Below are 14,649 nucleotides of genomic sequence, written 5' to 3'. Positions count from 1 at the left end.
AAAATGGGCCTGGTCTTGGGAACTACAAGACCACGCCCTAACATTGAACAGACTCAGCTTAGCTGAATTAGCTTAAATTTCGGTTAAAAATTTACGTTAAGCCAACTACTTAGCCTTTATATCTTCCGCCATACCTTTCGCTGGCATAGGTTGCGCCTTCAATGCTGGAATAGGCTGCTTAATCAATTCATCCTTAAGATAACTAATGGCGGTTTCGAGCTGTGCATCGTGGCCGTTAAAGGTCGCAAAGGGTAAGTTATCCACCTCGATATCCGGTGTTACACCATGACCTTCGAGTACCCAGCGACCATCCATCGCATACTGCGGATATTCGGCGACCCGCGCCATCCCTTTATCTGTGAGTGAGTTACGACCCGATAACCACACGCCAGCGCCTGCGGTTTGTTTACCTATCAGCGGAGCAATTCCCAGCGCCTTGATCCCCGCCGAGAAGGTTTCACCATCTGAGTAAGTCAGCTCGTCGGTTAACACAACTAAATGCCCACGGAAAGTTTGCTGCATATTGGTATTAGGCGTGCCATGGGTTGGCTGCCAAAATGCCCAAGCGCGGCGTAACAGTTTTTCGATAATCCAACTATCAATATTGCCACCACGGTTACGGCGAACGTCGATAATCAGACCGTCTTTATCATAATTGGTGTAAAACTCACGGGCGAAGCTCTCAATATCGCCGCCGCCCATGGCATATAAGTGCAGATAACCCATCTTGCCCTGGCTCGCCTTGGTCACGACCTCCGCATTATGGTTGACCCAATCTAAATAACGTAATTGGCCATCGACCAGAGTGCTCACAGGCATCACTACGGTTTTATGGTTTTGGCTACCACGTTTAAGCTCCAGTAACACTTGCTTATCCTGTTGATTACGCAATAAGCGGGTCACATCAGCCACATTCCCCACCGGCGTGCCATTGATGGCGAGTAGCACATCGCCTTCTTTCGCATCGACTTCGATACGGCTCAAAGGTGATGCTTGGCTCGGCAGTTCAGGATCATTTCGATAAATGTGGGCAATTTTCACCCCGTCGCTAGTTTGCTGTAATCGAGCGCCTAAACTCGCGCCCTTCGCCGCGTCAGGGTCCTTCGGCAAATCACCACCACGCACCTGCGAGTGCAACGAATCTAACTCGCCCATCATCTGCATAAAGATATCGTTTAGCTCATTACGATCCGTTAAACGTGCGAGTAATGGTTGGTACTTAGCCTTGGTTGCCTGCCAATCGAGACCGCGCATTTTTTTATCGAAGAAGGAATCTCTATGCATTAACCACGCATCTTCAAACATTTGTTGCCATTCTAAGCTTGGCGAAATCGCTAATTGCCATTGGTCAGTTTGTACCTTGGCATTGTCGGTATCGCCGAGTTTATCGCCCACATCAACAATCATCAGCGACTTTTCATCACTTTGTTTACGCAGCAACAACTTTTGACCATCAGCAGAGACACTGTAGTTAGCCACATCTTCAGCAAACACTTCGACTTTAGGGCGCTGTTCAGTGAACTTAACTGTCATGAGATTAGGTTGGCTTTCGTCACCAATCGCTTGATCGAGTACATACAAACGACCATCAATGGCGGATAGCTGGCTGTAATTACCCGAATCAACAGGTACTTGCCATAAACGCTCGCTAATTCCCGCCCAATCAATTTTTACAGGCGTCGGTTTATCTTTTGAGTCAGCTTTTTCTGCCGCCTTTGCCACTAATTCCGTTGGTTTACTGAAGGGGAACTTGGCATTCTTCACTAAGGCAATCGCAAAAATCTGGCTGCGCTTATCAAATACAGGCCCCATATTGCGGTCACCCCAAGGTGAGCTTGGCGTTGCGGTAAACTGGCGATTGGAGAGAAAATATAACCACTGACCATCACTACTGAAAGTCGGTGAATAGGATTCATACTTGTCACTGGTGAGTGCTTGGGCCTTATTCTCATCCACCGAATAGAGTACGATTTGTGGCCTTTGCTTGCCGATTTCAGCTTTGGTTAGCGCGATAAAACGACTGTCACCCGACCAGCGAATATCAGCGTAGGGACCGAGTCCTTCACCGTTGCTGATGATTTTTTGGTTTGTGTTTTTCTTTAAATCCAATAGCCACACATTACCGTCGTTATCGTCATGGGCAAGATAACGACCATCGCTTGACTGACTCAGCGACATTCTAAAAGTATGACCATCTTTAGTAAGCTGTTTAGCACCACTGCTGCCGTCGGCAGGAAATTGCCAAATTTCCTGTTGGCCGCTCATATCGCTGATGGCGTAAACCGACTTGCCGTCCTGACTCAGAATGGCATTGCGTACACGATAAGTGCCAGGAAGCGCGACTTGCACTAACCGCGAGCCATCAGTCCCAGCAATCGCCACATGACTGCGGGCGGTAATCACCACTTTATCGCCAGCAAGGGCAAGATTAGCGGAGGTAGCATAATCCATCGGATCTTTTACCCAATGTTCGCGACGTTGGGCAAAATCGGAGGTTAATTCAATATCTAATAATGAGTCTTTAGCGGAGGCGATATCAAAAACATGAATATCTGCGCCCTGCTGGAACACCACTTTACCTTGTTCCATGCGGGCAGCGCGCATTTGCCAATCTTTATACTGAGTCAACTGTTTAGCATCACTGCCATCAAGCGCCATTGACCAGAGATTGTCGTTACCATCGCTATCGCTAATAAAATAGAGTCTGTCTTGCCATAGCATAGGTTGGCGGACCGAGCCTTGGTGCTGCTTGCTAAGTAATTGTGCCTCGTCTTTACCACCCAGTTTAAAGCGCCATAATTCGCCCTTAGCGCCGCCGCGATATACCTTTGCATTATCGCCCGTCACCTGCAGGCCGAAACGGGTAAAATAGACATACTGATTATTGGCATCGATCACCCCTTCCACCGCATCGGCAAGTGGTAAGTCGGTCGTCGCCAAGGTTTCAGGGTTCACCAGTCGCAGCATCCAATTATTCGCGGGGCCAAAGCCAGTGTCGGTGGAATAAAGCACCTCTCCTTTACTGGTCCACCCTTGCACGCGCACTCGGCTATTTTCAAAACTCACTCGTTTTGCAACACCGCCCGTCACAGGAATAACATAGACCTCACTCGCACCTTCGTAATTGGCCACATAGGCCACCCATTTACCATCGGCAGACATTGCCGCGCCCAGTTCTTCAGCTGGCAAGGTAGTCAAGCGCGTCGCCGCCTTTTGGCCTAGGGTTTGCGTCCACAGATCCCCTTCAGCGGTAAACACTAAGGTCTGGTCATGCAACGCTGGCGCGCGGTAATAACCTTGATTGCTAGTCGATTGTGCTGCAAATACCTGCGCTGCAGACAAAGTGCCAAGGGCGAGCATGCAGCAGGCAACGGAGTGACGAAGTTTCATGTGTAATCTCTATCCTATTGTTATTGTTAGCAATGGACTTTCAAGTGGGCAAAATTCACCAATAATGACCCAAAGTCTAACCCAGTAACCCAACAAGCTAGCAGAAATTGATAGAGAGAGCAGTAACTTAAAATAAGAGATGTTTTAGCAAATGTGTCATAGACTTACCATTTTGCATACTCATTAGAATAGCGCTTATCTTGCTATATCAAACGTTAATAACCCAGCATACAAGCGATAAAATGGACCATGTTGATTGCTGATTTTCGATTGCTGTGCCAGCGAAATTTGCTGCCATTTATAGACAATTCGCGCAATTTCACCATTGATTGTTAACGCCTTAATGGCACGATTAAATTGCGCTAACTGTAGGGGAGACATACTCTGCTTACTTAGCATTAAGTGTATCGGATTATGGTCCAATATCGGTTTAAGTGCTGATAACCTGATCCCTTGGTGTTGACTCGCAATATAGGGCATCGCTATAGCATCCCCAATCATCAGATCCGCTCTGTCATAAGTGAGCATTTGCACTGATTTGTCGACATCAGGACTCAGTATCAATAAGTTTTCCAGTGCTAAACGTTCTCGAGTGTTCTCATAATCGGCACCATACCAACCACTGATTGGCACTAATAGCCGCAACTTTTGAGTAAAAATATCCTGCCATCGTTCTAACTTAACATTGTCTTTGTTTTCATCTAATACGAATAAGCGCACTTCTTCATCACGGTAGGGATCTGAAAAAAATGAATATTCTTCACGCTCGACGGTTTTTGTAGCACCCATCATTATATCTAGTGAGCCACTTTTCAGCATTTGATGTGAACGCTTCGCAGGGACATTGATAAAGTTAATCTCACATCCCAAAAACTCAGCAAACGCGCGCAGTAATTCAACATCCAGTCCTTGAGCCTCCCCCTGCATATCTTGCCAGGCATAGGGAGGCCAATCGTTATAACCGACTTTAATGGGATTCGAACAAGCGGAAGCATTCGCTTCGGATGGAACACTCCAAGCGGGGAAAATAAAAATATATAACAGCAAGATATGGCTAAACTGAAAAATGCACTTTGGCATTATCGTTGCCCCGTCGCGAGTTATTCTTCGATGATTTTACGGCTTAATGCTCAGTTTTTACGGCTTAATGCTATGTAAGCTACTACGGCTTATTTATGACTCGATCTAAGCTTAGTCGGCATCCCAACTTGATGCCATCAAGTTGCTCTGTACAGTCCATTGGTCGAACTAGCGTGAACAATAATAAAAACATCTATACAAAAGGAGTCAAACGACTCCCTTTGTATTTCATCAAGTTCCTGTTTATCGTCGTTTAAAAGATTAGGGCGTGTTGACGTTTCAGGGTTATTTTTGCAGCAATTTGGCTGATGTTTATGCAAGGCAAAATCCGTGCTGTGTAGCATTCTACATAAACAGACGATAACGCAGCAGAAACTTCAGCCAAGTGCTGCCCAAAGAGTTCGTCTGGCAAGCACTTGCTCTTTGTCACTTGTCACTCGCCATTTGAGTAGAATAACTACACTTCATTCCTCGCTTCGTGAGCATGCGCTTGCGCTTGCGCTTGCGCTTGCCAGAACGAAATTTAATCTCGAAACGTCAACACGCCCTAGTTTAATACCGCAAATAAATGGTTTTTTAGCTGGGAAAAATCAGCTGGTAATTCAGCCGATAATATTGTTTTGTGCTCTACCACTTTTAATTCAGGCGGAAGGGGTAAGTTAAGGGCAAGCTCCCTGTCGACCACATCCTTAAACTTAGCGGGATGAGCCGTACCTAAAAAAATCCCCACTTCATCAGGCACTAAGTTAAGGGTTAACGCTTTAGCCGCAATCGCTGCATGTGGCTCAGATACATAACCTTTAACATAAAGATCTGCCAACGCCTCCGAGGTTTGCACCTCTGACAGGCGAATCCCCACTAAGTCTGCCAATGGCCAACCGAGTTTCTCGCAAATAGCTTCAACGCGCGGCCAGTTGCTTGGCTCACTCACATCCATCGCATTGGACATAGTGGCTTGAGTGGCATTAGGCTGCCAATCGCCACTCTCTAAATAGCGTGGCACAGTGTCATTCGCATTAGTAGCAGCAATAAAACGTTTAACGGGTAACCCCATGGCTTTAGCAAACAAACCCGCGGTGAGATTACCAAAATTACCACTGGGCACGGCAATCACAGGATCGGCCTCATGACGCTGTTTTGACTGAGCAACAGCTTCGAAGTAATAACAAATCTGTGCCAGTAAGCGACTGATGTTGATTGAGTTAGCTGAGTTTAAATGCAAACCATCACGCACATCGCTATCTTCAAATGCCTGTTTGACTAAGTGCTGGCAGGCATCGAAATCTGACTCAACCGCGACTGTGTGGATGTTCTTGCCTAAAGTAGTGAACATTTTTTCCTGTAGCTCACTGATCTTGCCCTTAGGATAAAGCACCACAACATTGACTTTATCTAGACCATAAAAGGCATCGGCCACTGCCGCCCCTGTATCCCCTGATGTCGCCGTTAAAATGGTTAAGCGCGAGTCTTGAGCAAAAACATTGATGCATTGCGCCATAAAGCGCGCGCCAAAATCCTTAAATGCTAAGGTCGGCCCATGGAAAAGCTCGAGGCACGAGCGCTGCTCATCAACTGCCACTAAGGGTAAATCGAAATTAAAGGCACGCTCAACCAGTTGATCTACCGTATCTTGACCCAGTTCAGAGGCGAGCCAAGCACCGAGCACTTTTTTACTGCGCTCGACAAAAGGCATCGCCAGCAGCGCCTCAATATCGTGCAATACTGGGATTTGTGTAGGAAAAAACAGCCCTCTGTCTTTACCAAGTCCTAATTGCACCGCTTCTTTAAAGCTCACTTTCTGTGAAGGGTGTTTTAAATTATATAGTTCCATGCTCACTCGACCTTATCAGTGCCAAACCTTTAAGGCTTGGGCTTAATGCTTTTAAAAGTAAGAAAATTAATCGACTCGGCGCGTGCCTTGCTCATCGAGACGGCACACATGGGCAAAGCCCCCCGCTTCAGTCAGATAATGAGCCTCCAACCACGCCTTGGCGGCGTTAGCGGTCGCAAGATCGTCTGTCACCGAAAACAGCGTTGGCCCGCTGCCCGAGATGCCAGTAGTTAACATGCCTAATTCGGCGAGCGCCGCCCTAGCATTGTCATAACCCGGTATCGCCGCCGCGCGGTAAGGCTCAGCCAATACATCCTTTAATACTTGAATCGCAAGCTTGGCGTTTTGCTGATAAGAGGCGTGCACAAAGGCACTCAAATAACGCCCAAAATCGATGGCCACAGACTTATCGTATTGTGCTGGCATGAGTTTACGCATCATGGCCGTTGAGAGTGAAATCCCAGGATACGCCACCACCCAATACCATTGTTTAAAACTGGGAATAGCCTCACAGATAGCGCCGGGCACATTGAGCATTAGCTGCATGCCGCCCAAATAACAGGGCGCGACGTTGTCGTAATGCACGCTTCCGCTAATCTTGCCCTCAAATTCGCCCATGAGTTCGAGTAGCGCTTGCTTATCGTATGGACGCTCAAAATGCTCGTTAAGCGCGTAAAGCGCTGCAACCACTGAACTAGCGCTCGAACCTAAGCCACTGCCGACGGGCAAGTTTTTTTCTAGGGTTAATGCCACGCCTTGGTTTTCTTTCCCAAGGGCTTTTAAGAAAAACACCGCGCATTGATGGACGATATTCTCCTCGGGATTGCTGGGTAACTTATGCGCCCAAGCTCCCACTTGAGTGAGACTCACCCCAGCATCCGCCGCCGCAATCGTGACTCTATCGCCAAGTAAACTGCCATCAATGGGCGCAAGTGCAGCGCCCAATAAATCAAAACCCACCCCCACATTACCCATAGAGGCGGGAGCGTAAACGGTCAAACTCATACACTCACCTCACGAGTCCAATTTAAGGTTCTTAATACATCGGCAAAGGCACCTGCCGCAGTCACTTCTGTGCCCGCACCATAGCCACGCAACACAAAGGGAATAGGCTGATAATAACGGCTGTAGAATGCCAAGGCGTTTTCACCGCCTTTTACGCTATAAAGTGGATCAGTGGCATCGACTTCGGTGATACGCACATAACACGCGCCTTCTTCAATCTGCCCGACATAACGCAGCACTTTACCCTGCGCTTTCGCCTCCGCCACTCGCGCCGCAATCGCCGCATCAGCCTCGGGTAAACGTGCCATAAAACTTTCCACATCGCCTGAATCATCAAAACCTGCGGGTAAGACTGAGTCGACAACAATATCATTTAGTTCAAGTTTCAAACCCACTTCACGGGCCAAAATCAGTACCTTACGCGCCACATCCATGCCACTTAAATCATCGCGAGGATCAGGTTCAGTAAAGCATTTTTCCCGCGCCAGTTTAGTCGCCTCAGAAAGTGACATCCCCTCATCAAGTTTACCGAAGATAAAGGATAAGGAGCCTGACAAAATGCCATTAAACTTGTGCAATTTATCACCGGCGAATAACAGTTTTTTCAAGTTATCGATAACGGGTAATCCTGCGCCCACGTTGGTTTCGTAAAGGAACTGCCGACGTTGCTTTAATGCTGTTTGACGCAAAGCTTGGTAATAGGCGTAATCGCGAGTGTTAGCCTTTTTATTCGGCGTCACCACGTGCATGCCCGCGTTCATCACCTCTAAATACTGGTTCGATACTTGATCGCTTGAAGTACAATCCACCAGCACAGGGTTTAATAACTGTTGCTCTTTCACCCACGCCAATAGCGCAGGTATATCGCTTGGCTGCTGGCTATCGGCAAGCAGGTTTTGCCAATTGTTTAAATCGATACCTGCACTATCGAGTAACATCTTGCTTGAATTGACGATACCGCAGACACGGATGCTAATGTGCTGCTCTTTTAGCACACTCGCCTGTTGTTTGATCTGCTCCAGTAAGCCTGCACCAACGTTACCGCACCCCACTAAAAACACATCTAGATACTGCTGCACATCGAAAAAGCCCTGATGACAGGCGGCAACCGCATGCTTGGTCTTTCGCTGTTCGATCACTGTTGAAATAGAACGTTCAGAAGAGCCTTGGGCAATCGCGATAATATTCACACTCGCCTGTGCTAATGCTTGGAAAAACCGCGCCGCCACACCTTTATGGGTACGCATGCCATCGCCAATTAACGAGACAATGGCTAAGTCATGGCGCATTGCAATCGGTTCTAGCAAGTCACTTTTAATTTCTAACTCAAACTCTTGCTCAAGCGCCGATTTCACCTTGGCGGACTCACTGGTCGCCACACAAAAACTGATGCTGTATTCGCAAGAACTCTGGGTGATGAGTGACACAGAAACGCCACTACGGGAAATTGCAGCCAGTGTGCGACTCGCCATGCCGACCATGCCTTTCATACCAGGGCCTGATACATCAAACATGGTTTGATTATCCAGATTAGAAATGGCCTTCACCTGCAAACCGCTTTCATCGGCCTGATTCGATACCAGAGTGCCGGGCGCATCGGGATTAAAGCTGTTTTTGATATAACAGGGGATGTGGAACTGGGCGATAGGCGCAATAGTTTTAGGATGCAGCACCTTAGCCCCAAAGTAAGACAGCTCCATCGCCTCTTGATAACTGAGCTGTGACAACAACTTAGCATCGGTAACAACCCGAGGATCGGTATTGTATACGCCGTCAACGTCGGTCCAAATCTCGCAGCTTGAAGCATCTAAACAAGCGGCCAGCACGGCAGCAGAGTAATCAGAACCGTTACGGCCTAAGGTCACAACCTTGCCGTCTTCATCGGCGGCGGTAAAGCCGGGCATCACCCAAACCCGCTTCTCATCGAGGGCAAGATTTTTGAATCGCGGTTTGCTGACGGCAATATCGACCACGGATTCTAGCGGACGACCACGGCCTAAAAATAGTTCACGTGGGTCTAGCTGCGCCGAAGTAATGCCTTTTGCCAGCATGACTTGCTCCATCAACGCAGCAGACAAACGCTCACCCGCAACCACGATCTCGGCGCGCACCCCGTCTGGGCATTCCTGCAACAGCGTAATACCGCGTAATCTGTCCTGCCAACGTGCAAGCTGCGCGCTTAGTCCGGCGAACAGCACTTCGCTCTGGCTACTAGAGAGTCCAGAACTAACCGCATCCTGATAGAGCGAGGTAAACACCCGCTCAACGTGTTGAATGACTGGTGAATAATCTTCCCCTTTCACCGCCACATCGACCATTTCTAGCAGAGCGTTTGTCACTGTTGCAGGCGCAGAGAGCACTGTCGCGACCGGCTCAGCTTTCGCTGCCTTGGCAACAATATCCGCCGCCATTGAAAATCGCTGCCAATTTGCAAGCGAGGTACCACCAAATTTCATCACTTTCATCTTGATCTCCTGTACCGCGCCCGACTAAGAAACATAAGCTAAAAACAAAAAAGCCCGCTTCTTTGTGGGAAGCGGGCTCGTCGTTAAAATTCTTTAGGGTGTATCAGCCCGCCCCCACTCTGGTTGTAGTGGTGGTTGTAATAATGGTAATTACTACGAAACCAAGGCTATGCATACGTTTAGACTTATCTATGTCAATGTGATGTTAAACAGAATTGCCTTTTTCACCTAACCTTGTCAACCCCCAAACTGGATTATTTATGCACAAATCTTTCACTTGAGTAAATTAGTGATTCAAGATTAATAAATATCAAGTTTTCATAGGCTAAAAATACGTTTTCATCAATACAAAACTGTTTACGTAAACGTAATGCTAGACAATTACAATCAACTTAACCTATTAAAAAATAAATAATTTATAATGAAAATTTTCCATCTTTCGAAAATTAAAGCATTTCAGTCTGTTTCCGCACATAACAAAGGGCAACTCATAAAAAACCACAATTCATCTTTTGTATCGTCCTTAATCTCAGTAAATCGAACTCACAAAAAGCTGTGCGATATCTAACATAAGCAACTTCAAATTATCGCCAGCACCCTAAAAGCGCGTTATTATGCGCGCACATTCCGAACCGGAGGCGATATGAAGATCACCCAACACAGCGCGGTAACCATTCATTACCGTTTATCAGATCAAGAAGGCAGACTTTTAGAAGACTCTTTTGATGCCGAACCAATGTTGTATCTGCATGGTACAGAAAACCTAATCCCAGGATTAGAAGCCGCATTAGAAGGTAAAATTAAGGGCGAAAAACTGGACGTGACGATCAGTGCCGAAGAGGCCTATGGTCCGTACCATGATGGCCTTCGCCAGGCAGTACCATTAGAAGCATTTGGTGATATCGAAGACATCGTGCCAGGTATGCGCTTTATTGCAGAAACCGAAATGGGCCAGCGTCCAGTTCAAGTCATCGAAGTTAAAGATGATGTTGTGATTGTTGATGGCAACCATCCATTAGCAGGCCAAACACTCAGCTTTAACATTGAAGTCATCGATGTACGTGAAGCGACAGCTGAAGAAATTGCCCATGGACATATTCATGCACACGGCGGATGTGGCAGTCATGGACACAGCCATGAACATGACCATGGCGGCGGATGCTGTGGTGGCTCAGGTCATGATGTTGGTGGCTGCTGTGGGGGTTCTGATGACCATGGGCATCACCACCATGACCATGATCACGAAGCTTGTGACACACCTAAAGCGGGATGTGATGGCAACGGTGGCTGCGGCTGCCGCGGCTAATGTAGGTTCACAAGCCTAATAGCCCTCCCAGAGGAGCTGATAAAAAAGCACTTCCTTAAATAAGGAGGTGCTTTTTTTATCGCCAAATGATTATAATCAGCAGATAAATAGGGAAGTTTAAAATCAAACAGCATTTTCAGCTAAAAAAACAATATTTTCAAATCGATATAAACATCACGCAACGGAGTGCATATGTTAGCAAAACCAGTATATGAAGTTTTACCCTTTGGCTATATGGTACTAGGCTGTTTAAGCTTTATGCTGTTAGAACCTGATTATGCGCTGATTGCTGCTCTTGTTGTGTTTGTTTTGGGCGCCAGAATTTACAATTTACGTTCTCAAAATCGCCGAACCGATCCTGTAAAACGTCGAAAATCTGGATATCTACCTAAGACAATTTACGATTTATTGCCTTTTATTTATCTCTTTTCTGCCTTAGCTATTTTTAAATTTTTCCCTAAAAATCTTTATCCATTGTTGGCCATTATGTTACTCAGTTATAGTTTTTATATTCTCGTTAGACGCTCCATCCACCGCCGACATAAAATACCGACAACTCCCCAGTTTTAATCAAATATCTAGTCCAATGGAGACCCAATAATTAACTGATAAGCTGTTGGATTTTATCCCTATGGCTAGGTGCCATATTCTTTAAATAGTTAGAACAACGGGTAATAGTCGCAATACTCACCTGATACTCGGCAGCAATTTGTCTCTGGCTCATTTCTCCATTTAGCAATAGCTGGAAGACTTTTAGCCGACCGGCAATAGCGCTGCGCTCTTCCTCGGTCAGCAATAAATGAAACAATACCGACAGCTCTTCATAATTCCCATGGCTCAAAATTTTTTCTAATACTAAGTCCCAATTGGCTCGCATAATCGCCCCATAAGTATTGTTTAAGCATTACAACGGCAGTTTAGCAGATTTACTCTACCGGCAAATAACTTGTTACGTTTATCCCTCTTATCTAGACAAAAACTGACAAATTTGCTTCTAGTACATTGAGTTAATTTGTGTACAATAGCAGAGCAATGTCACACTTCGACGCTAATTTGTGAGAATACGATGAAAAAATTACTCCTAACTCTCGTTGCCGGTACCTTATTGGCTTCAACTGCTCAAGCACACAATTTTGAAGATGCAAAAGATGCGATTCAATATCGCCAATCTGGATTCAGCTTAATTGCTTATAACTTTGGTGATATGGGCGCCATGATGAAAGGTAAAAAGCCTTTCGATGCTGAAACCTTTGCGATGCGCGCAAAAAATGTCGCTGCGCTTTCACACATCCCTTTCGAAGGTTTTATTGAAGGTTCAGATAAAGGCGATACCGAAGCCCTAGCCAAAGTATGGCAAGACAAGGCTGACTTTGACGCTAAGATGAAAACCTTCCAAGAAAATGCTGCAATTTTAGCGACTGTTGCTCAAAAAGGTGACCAAGCTGAAATCAAGCAAGCCTTTATGGATACAGGCAAGAGCTGTAAAGGCTGCCATGACGTTTACAAAAAAGATTAATGTTCTCGTAATCGCTTGTAAAAAGCCTGCAATATGCAGGCTTTTTACTCCTGAGCATTCGCTAAAGCACTTGCACTACAGGCCACATCAAATAAGTAAATACAACCCCTGCGATGATTAACAGCAGGATTAATGCCAGCCACAGTGATTTAAAAACCAACTGAGACTCTAACTTTGCGTACTCAAGCTTAGATACACGCTTGTAACCGCTAACCATCGCACCTACTAACTTGTCACCTTTAAGCGCGTGCACAATAACCGCCAACACATGCACGGCAGTTAAGGCTAAGATCAGGTTAAAATTCATCTTATGTAACCAAGTGAGAAACGAACCTGTATCAGCACTCACATAGCTGTATAGCGGACCTTCGGTAAACACATCATCGGTAGCAAACAGTCCAGTGATTAGCTGTAAGCTAATAATGGCAATCAACACAATTACCATATAACCGCCCATCGGATTATGTCCTAATACCACAGACACGCCCTTTGTTCGAACTTCTTTTAAATACTCAAACACAACCCTAGGGTGGTGCACGAAGTGGCTAAATCTGGCTGTATCACTGCCAATTAAGCCCCACAAAAGACGAAAGCCAATCAAGATCAACAGACTATAAGCAAAGATCTGATGCCATTGCATTTCGCCCACTTCGGCGCTCCACCACAATAAAGCTATTAGGGCCACCATGCCCCAGTGAAAAAAGCGTATGGGTAAATCCCAGACCTTAACTTTGATATGTTCGGTTTCCATAATACCTGCCACTCGACGAAACAATGAAATAAGTGAAGGTATTTTATCGGGATCTAATGAAAAACTTAAAGTAAAGATAGGTAAATGATAGGAAAGACTGCGGAGTTATCCCATCAAATATGGCCTGTTCTGATAGCCAATACAAGCCTTTTCGGCTAAGAATCACCGAGATTTGTCTAAGCGATCAAATATCCAACGAACAGTATCTAACCGGACAAAAAATGTGATTTATATCTCGTTTTTAAAGGTGTAGATTGGTAATCTGAAACTGAAGAAAATAAATAGAAGGTTCGACATATGCTAAAGATTACGAGCAAGCAATTAGAAGTAACTGCCCCAATCCGTGAACGCATTGAAAGCCGTTTGGAGAAACTTTCTAGACATGATGTGCAGTTGATTAATCCCCATGTCATTATTACCGAGGAGAAACCTGGTTTCAAAATTGAAGCGTCGGTTGGCATCCCAAATGGAGAACTTTTTGCTCAAGCTAAACACGATAATCTTTATGCAGCTATCACTGCTATGGGTCAAAAATTAGAGAAGCAACTCAATCGTTTAACCCACAAACCTGAAGCACAACGTTTTACATCCATTGCTCATCCCGAAGAGGCTATTAATGTCGAGGATGATTACGAGGAGGAAGATGCAGCTTAAGTTACTCAATGTAGTGCGAGACCACATCACTTCGAGAGCATAAAAGTAGATAAGGTTTAATAGGTCACATTTTTTAGCAAAAGTTTGATAGACCATCCTAATGGCCAGTAAAAAGAGTGTGAACCTTTAAAGAACTACTACACTTTACTAAGTGACAGCAGAATCGAAGTGATGTGAATTTCAGCTTAATAGCATTTAATACCACCACAAGAAGGAGTACGCCGCCATACAAAACTCACACTCAAAAACAGTGACACAGGTAGTCACATAAAGCATTAAAGCAGCCACATAAATTCGGTAACGCCAAGCTGTAATGTTTATGCGTTTCCCATCTGATTATCAAATGAGATGCGAGGTTACTAAAAGTACAAACCGATGACCAAAAACTAACGACAAATGCACTAAGGGGTGTTAACTCACGAGTCGATCATTAAGGAGTAACCTACTACATCATATTGCCAGTTTAAGTCTTACACACTCTTCAAGCACAAATGTAACAACCAAGAGGAGGACGTTAGCAATAGAGCCACATAGGTACCATGAAAGGCCACTTTAGGTGAATTAGCTTCTTAACAGTCAAACAATATGAGGAGGTTAATAGCGTTATCGGTAATATGAGCAAGTGGGCATATTACAAATAGTGAGTAAAAA

General features: G+C 45.6%; 11 protein-coding genes. 4 read left to right on the top strand and 7 right to left on the bottom strand.

Annotation, left to right across the window (positions count from 1 at the left end):
• Window positions 1–105 precede the first annotated feature (105 nt).
• The 5 genes from JM642_RS05840 to thrA form a co-directional block, all read right to left on the bottom strand.
• On the bottom strand, window positions 106–3,390 hold the full coding sequence (locus JM642_RS05840; RefSeq protein WP_203433124.1) for a S41 family peptidase: 3,285 nt from the start codon (window positions 3,388–3,390) through the stop codon (window positions 106–108).
• Window positions 3,391–3,585: 195 nt separating this feature from the next.
• Complete coding sequence (locus JM642_RS05835) at window positions 3,586–4,470, bottom strand: transporter substrate-binding domain-containing protein (protein WP_055647795.1); 885 nt, start codon at window positions 4,468–4,470, stop codon at window positions 3,586–3,588.
• 547 nt (window positions 4,471–5,017) lie between these two features.
• Window positions 5,018–6,301, bottom strand: a complete 1,284-nt coding sequence (gene thrC, locus JM642_RS05830) for a threonine synthase (RefSeq protein WP_203433122.1) — start codon at window positions 6,299–6,301, stop codon at window positions 5,018–5,020.
• 66 nt (window positions 6,302–6,367) lie between these two features.
• On the bottom strand, window positions 6,368–7,306 hold the full coding sequence (gene thrB / locus JM642_RS05825) for a homoserine kinase (RefSeq protein WP_109277911.1): 939 nt from the start codon (window positions 7,304–7,306) through the stop codon (window positions 6,368–6,370).
• Complete coding sequence (gene thrA / locus JM642_RS05820; RefSeq protein WP_203433120.1) at window positions 7,303–9,771, bottom strand: bifunctional aspartate kinase/homoserine dehydrogenase I; 2,469 nt, start codon at window positions 9,769–9,771, stop codon at window positions 7,303–7,305. Before thrA ends, thrB begins: the two co-directional genes overlap by 4 nt.
• Before the next feature lie 643 nt (window positions 9,772–10,414).
• Here thrA and slyD point away from each other — a divergent pair.
• Together slyD and JM642_RS05810 are read left to right on the top strand one after the other, a co-directional pair.
• Window positions 10,415–11,077 carry a peptidylprolyl isomerase gene (slyD, locus tag JM642_RS05815; protein ID WP_203433118.1) on the top strand — a complete coding sequence of 221 codons (663 nt, stop codon included), beginning with the start codon at window positions 10,415–10,417 and terminating at the stop codon, window positions 11,075–11,077.
• A 192-nt stretch (window positions 11,078–11,269) separates the two neighbouring features.
• Window positions 11,270–11,647: a hypothetical protein gene (locus tag JM642_RS05810; protein ID WP_037420926.1), complete on the top strand. Its 378-nt coding sequence runs from the start codon at window positions 11,270–11,272 to the stop codon at window positions 11,645–11,647.
• Window positions 11,648–11,678: 31 nt separating this feature from the next.
• On the opposite strand, the gene trpR is transcribed toward JM642_RS05810, so the two are convergent.
• Window positions 11,679–11,954 (bottom strand): trp operon repressor, encoded by a 276-nt coding sequence (gene trpR / locus JM642_RS05805; protein ID WP_011073277.1) that lies wholly within the window; start codon window positions 11,952–11,954, stop codon window positions 11,679–11,681.
• Window positions 11,955–12,143: 189 nt separating this feature from the next.
• Here trpR and JM642_RS05800 point away from each other — a divergent pair, with 189 nt between their 5' ends.
• Entirely contained in the window at window positions 12,144–12,593 is a 450-nt protein-coding gene (locus tag JM642_RS05800; protein WP_037420929.1) for a cytochrome c, read from the top strand.
• A 61-nt stretch (window positions 12,594–12,654) separates the two neighbouring features.
• Here JM642_RS05800 and JM642_RS05795 read toward each other — a convergent pair whose 3' ends face one another.
• A complete protein-coding gene (locus JM642_RS05795; protein ID WP_203433116.1) occupies window positions 12,655–13,344 on the bottom strand; it encodes a cytochrome b/b6 domain-containing protein in 690 nt (229 codons plus the stop codon).
• A 297-nt stretch (window positions 13,345–13,641) separates the two neighbouring features.
• Here JM642_RS05795 and raiA point away from each other — a divergent pair, with 297 nt between their 5' ends.
• Window positions 13,642–13,998 carry a ribosome-associated translation inhibitor RaiA gene (raiA, locus tag JM642_RS05790; protein ID WP_037420938.1) on the top strand — a complete coding sequence of 119 codons (357 nt, stop codon included), beginning with the start codon at window positions 13,642–13,644 and terminating at the stop codon, window positions 13,996–13,998.
• Window positions 13,999–14,649: the final 651 nt, after the last annotated feature.

It is taken from the genome of Shewanella sp. LZH-2, assembly GCF_016859145.1.
In the GTDB taxonomy this organism is placed as follows: Bacteria; Pseudomonadota; Gammaproteobacteria; order Enterobacterales; family Shewanellaceae; genus Shewanella; species Shewanella xiamenensis.
Note: the sequence above shows the minus strand (reverse complement) of the source record. Positions and strands in the feature narration are given on the sequence as shown.

Bases quoted from the DNA above. Each gene is read 5' to 3' on its own strand.
- JM642_RS05840 (WP_203433124.1), bottom strand. From the start codon at position 3,390: ATGAAACTTCGTCACTCCGTTGCCTGCTGCATGCTCGCCCTTGGCACT.
- JM642_RS05835 (WP_055647795.1), bottom strand. From the start codon at position 4,470: ATGCCAAAGTGCATTTTTCAGTTTAGCCATATCTTGCTGTTATATATT.
- thrC (WP_203433122.1), bottom strand. From the start codon at position 6,301: ATGGAACTATATAATTTAAAACACCCTTCACAGAAAGTGAGCTTTAAA.
- thrB (WP_109277911.1), bottom strand. From the start codon at position 7,306: ATGAGTTTGACCGTTTACGCTCCCGCCTCTATGGGTAATGTGGGGGTG.
- thrA (WP_203433120.1), bottom strand. From the start codon at position 9,771: ATGAAAGTGATGAAATTTGGTGGTACCTCGCTTGCAAATTGGCAGCGA.
- slyD (WP_203433118.1), top strand. From the start codon at position 10,415: ATGAAGATCACCCAACACAGCGCGGTAACCATTCATTACCGTTTATCA.
- JM642_RS05810 (WP_037420926.1), top strand. From the start codon at position 11,270: ATGTTAGCAAAACCAGTATATGAAGTTTTACCCTTTGGCTATATGGTA.
- trpR (WP_011073277.1), bottom strand. From the start codon at position 11,954: ATGCGAGCCAATTGGGACTTAGTATTAGAAAAAATTTTGAGCCATGGG.
- JM642_RS05800 (WP_037420929.1), top strand. From the start codon at position 12,144: ATGAAAAAATTACTCCTAACTCTCGTTGCCGGTACCTTATTGGCTTCA.
- JM642_RS05795 (WP_203433116.1), bottom strand. From the start codon at position 13,344: ATGGAAACCGAACATATCAAAGTTAAGGTCTGGGATTTACCCATACGC.
- raiA (WP_037420938.1), top strand. From the start codon at position 13,642: ATGCTAAAGATTACGAGCAAGCAATTAGAAGTAACTGCCCCAATCCGT.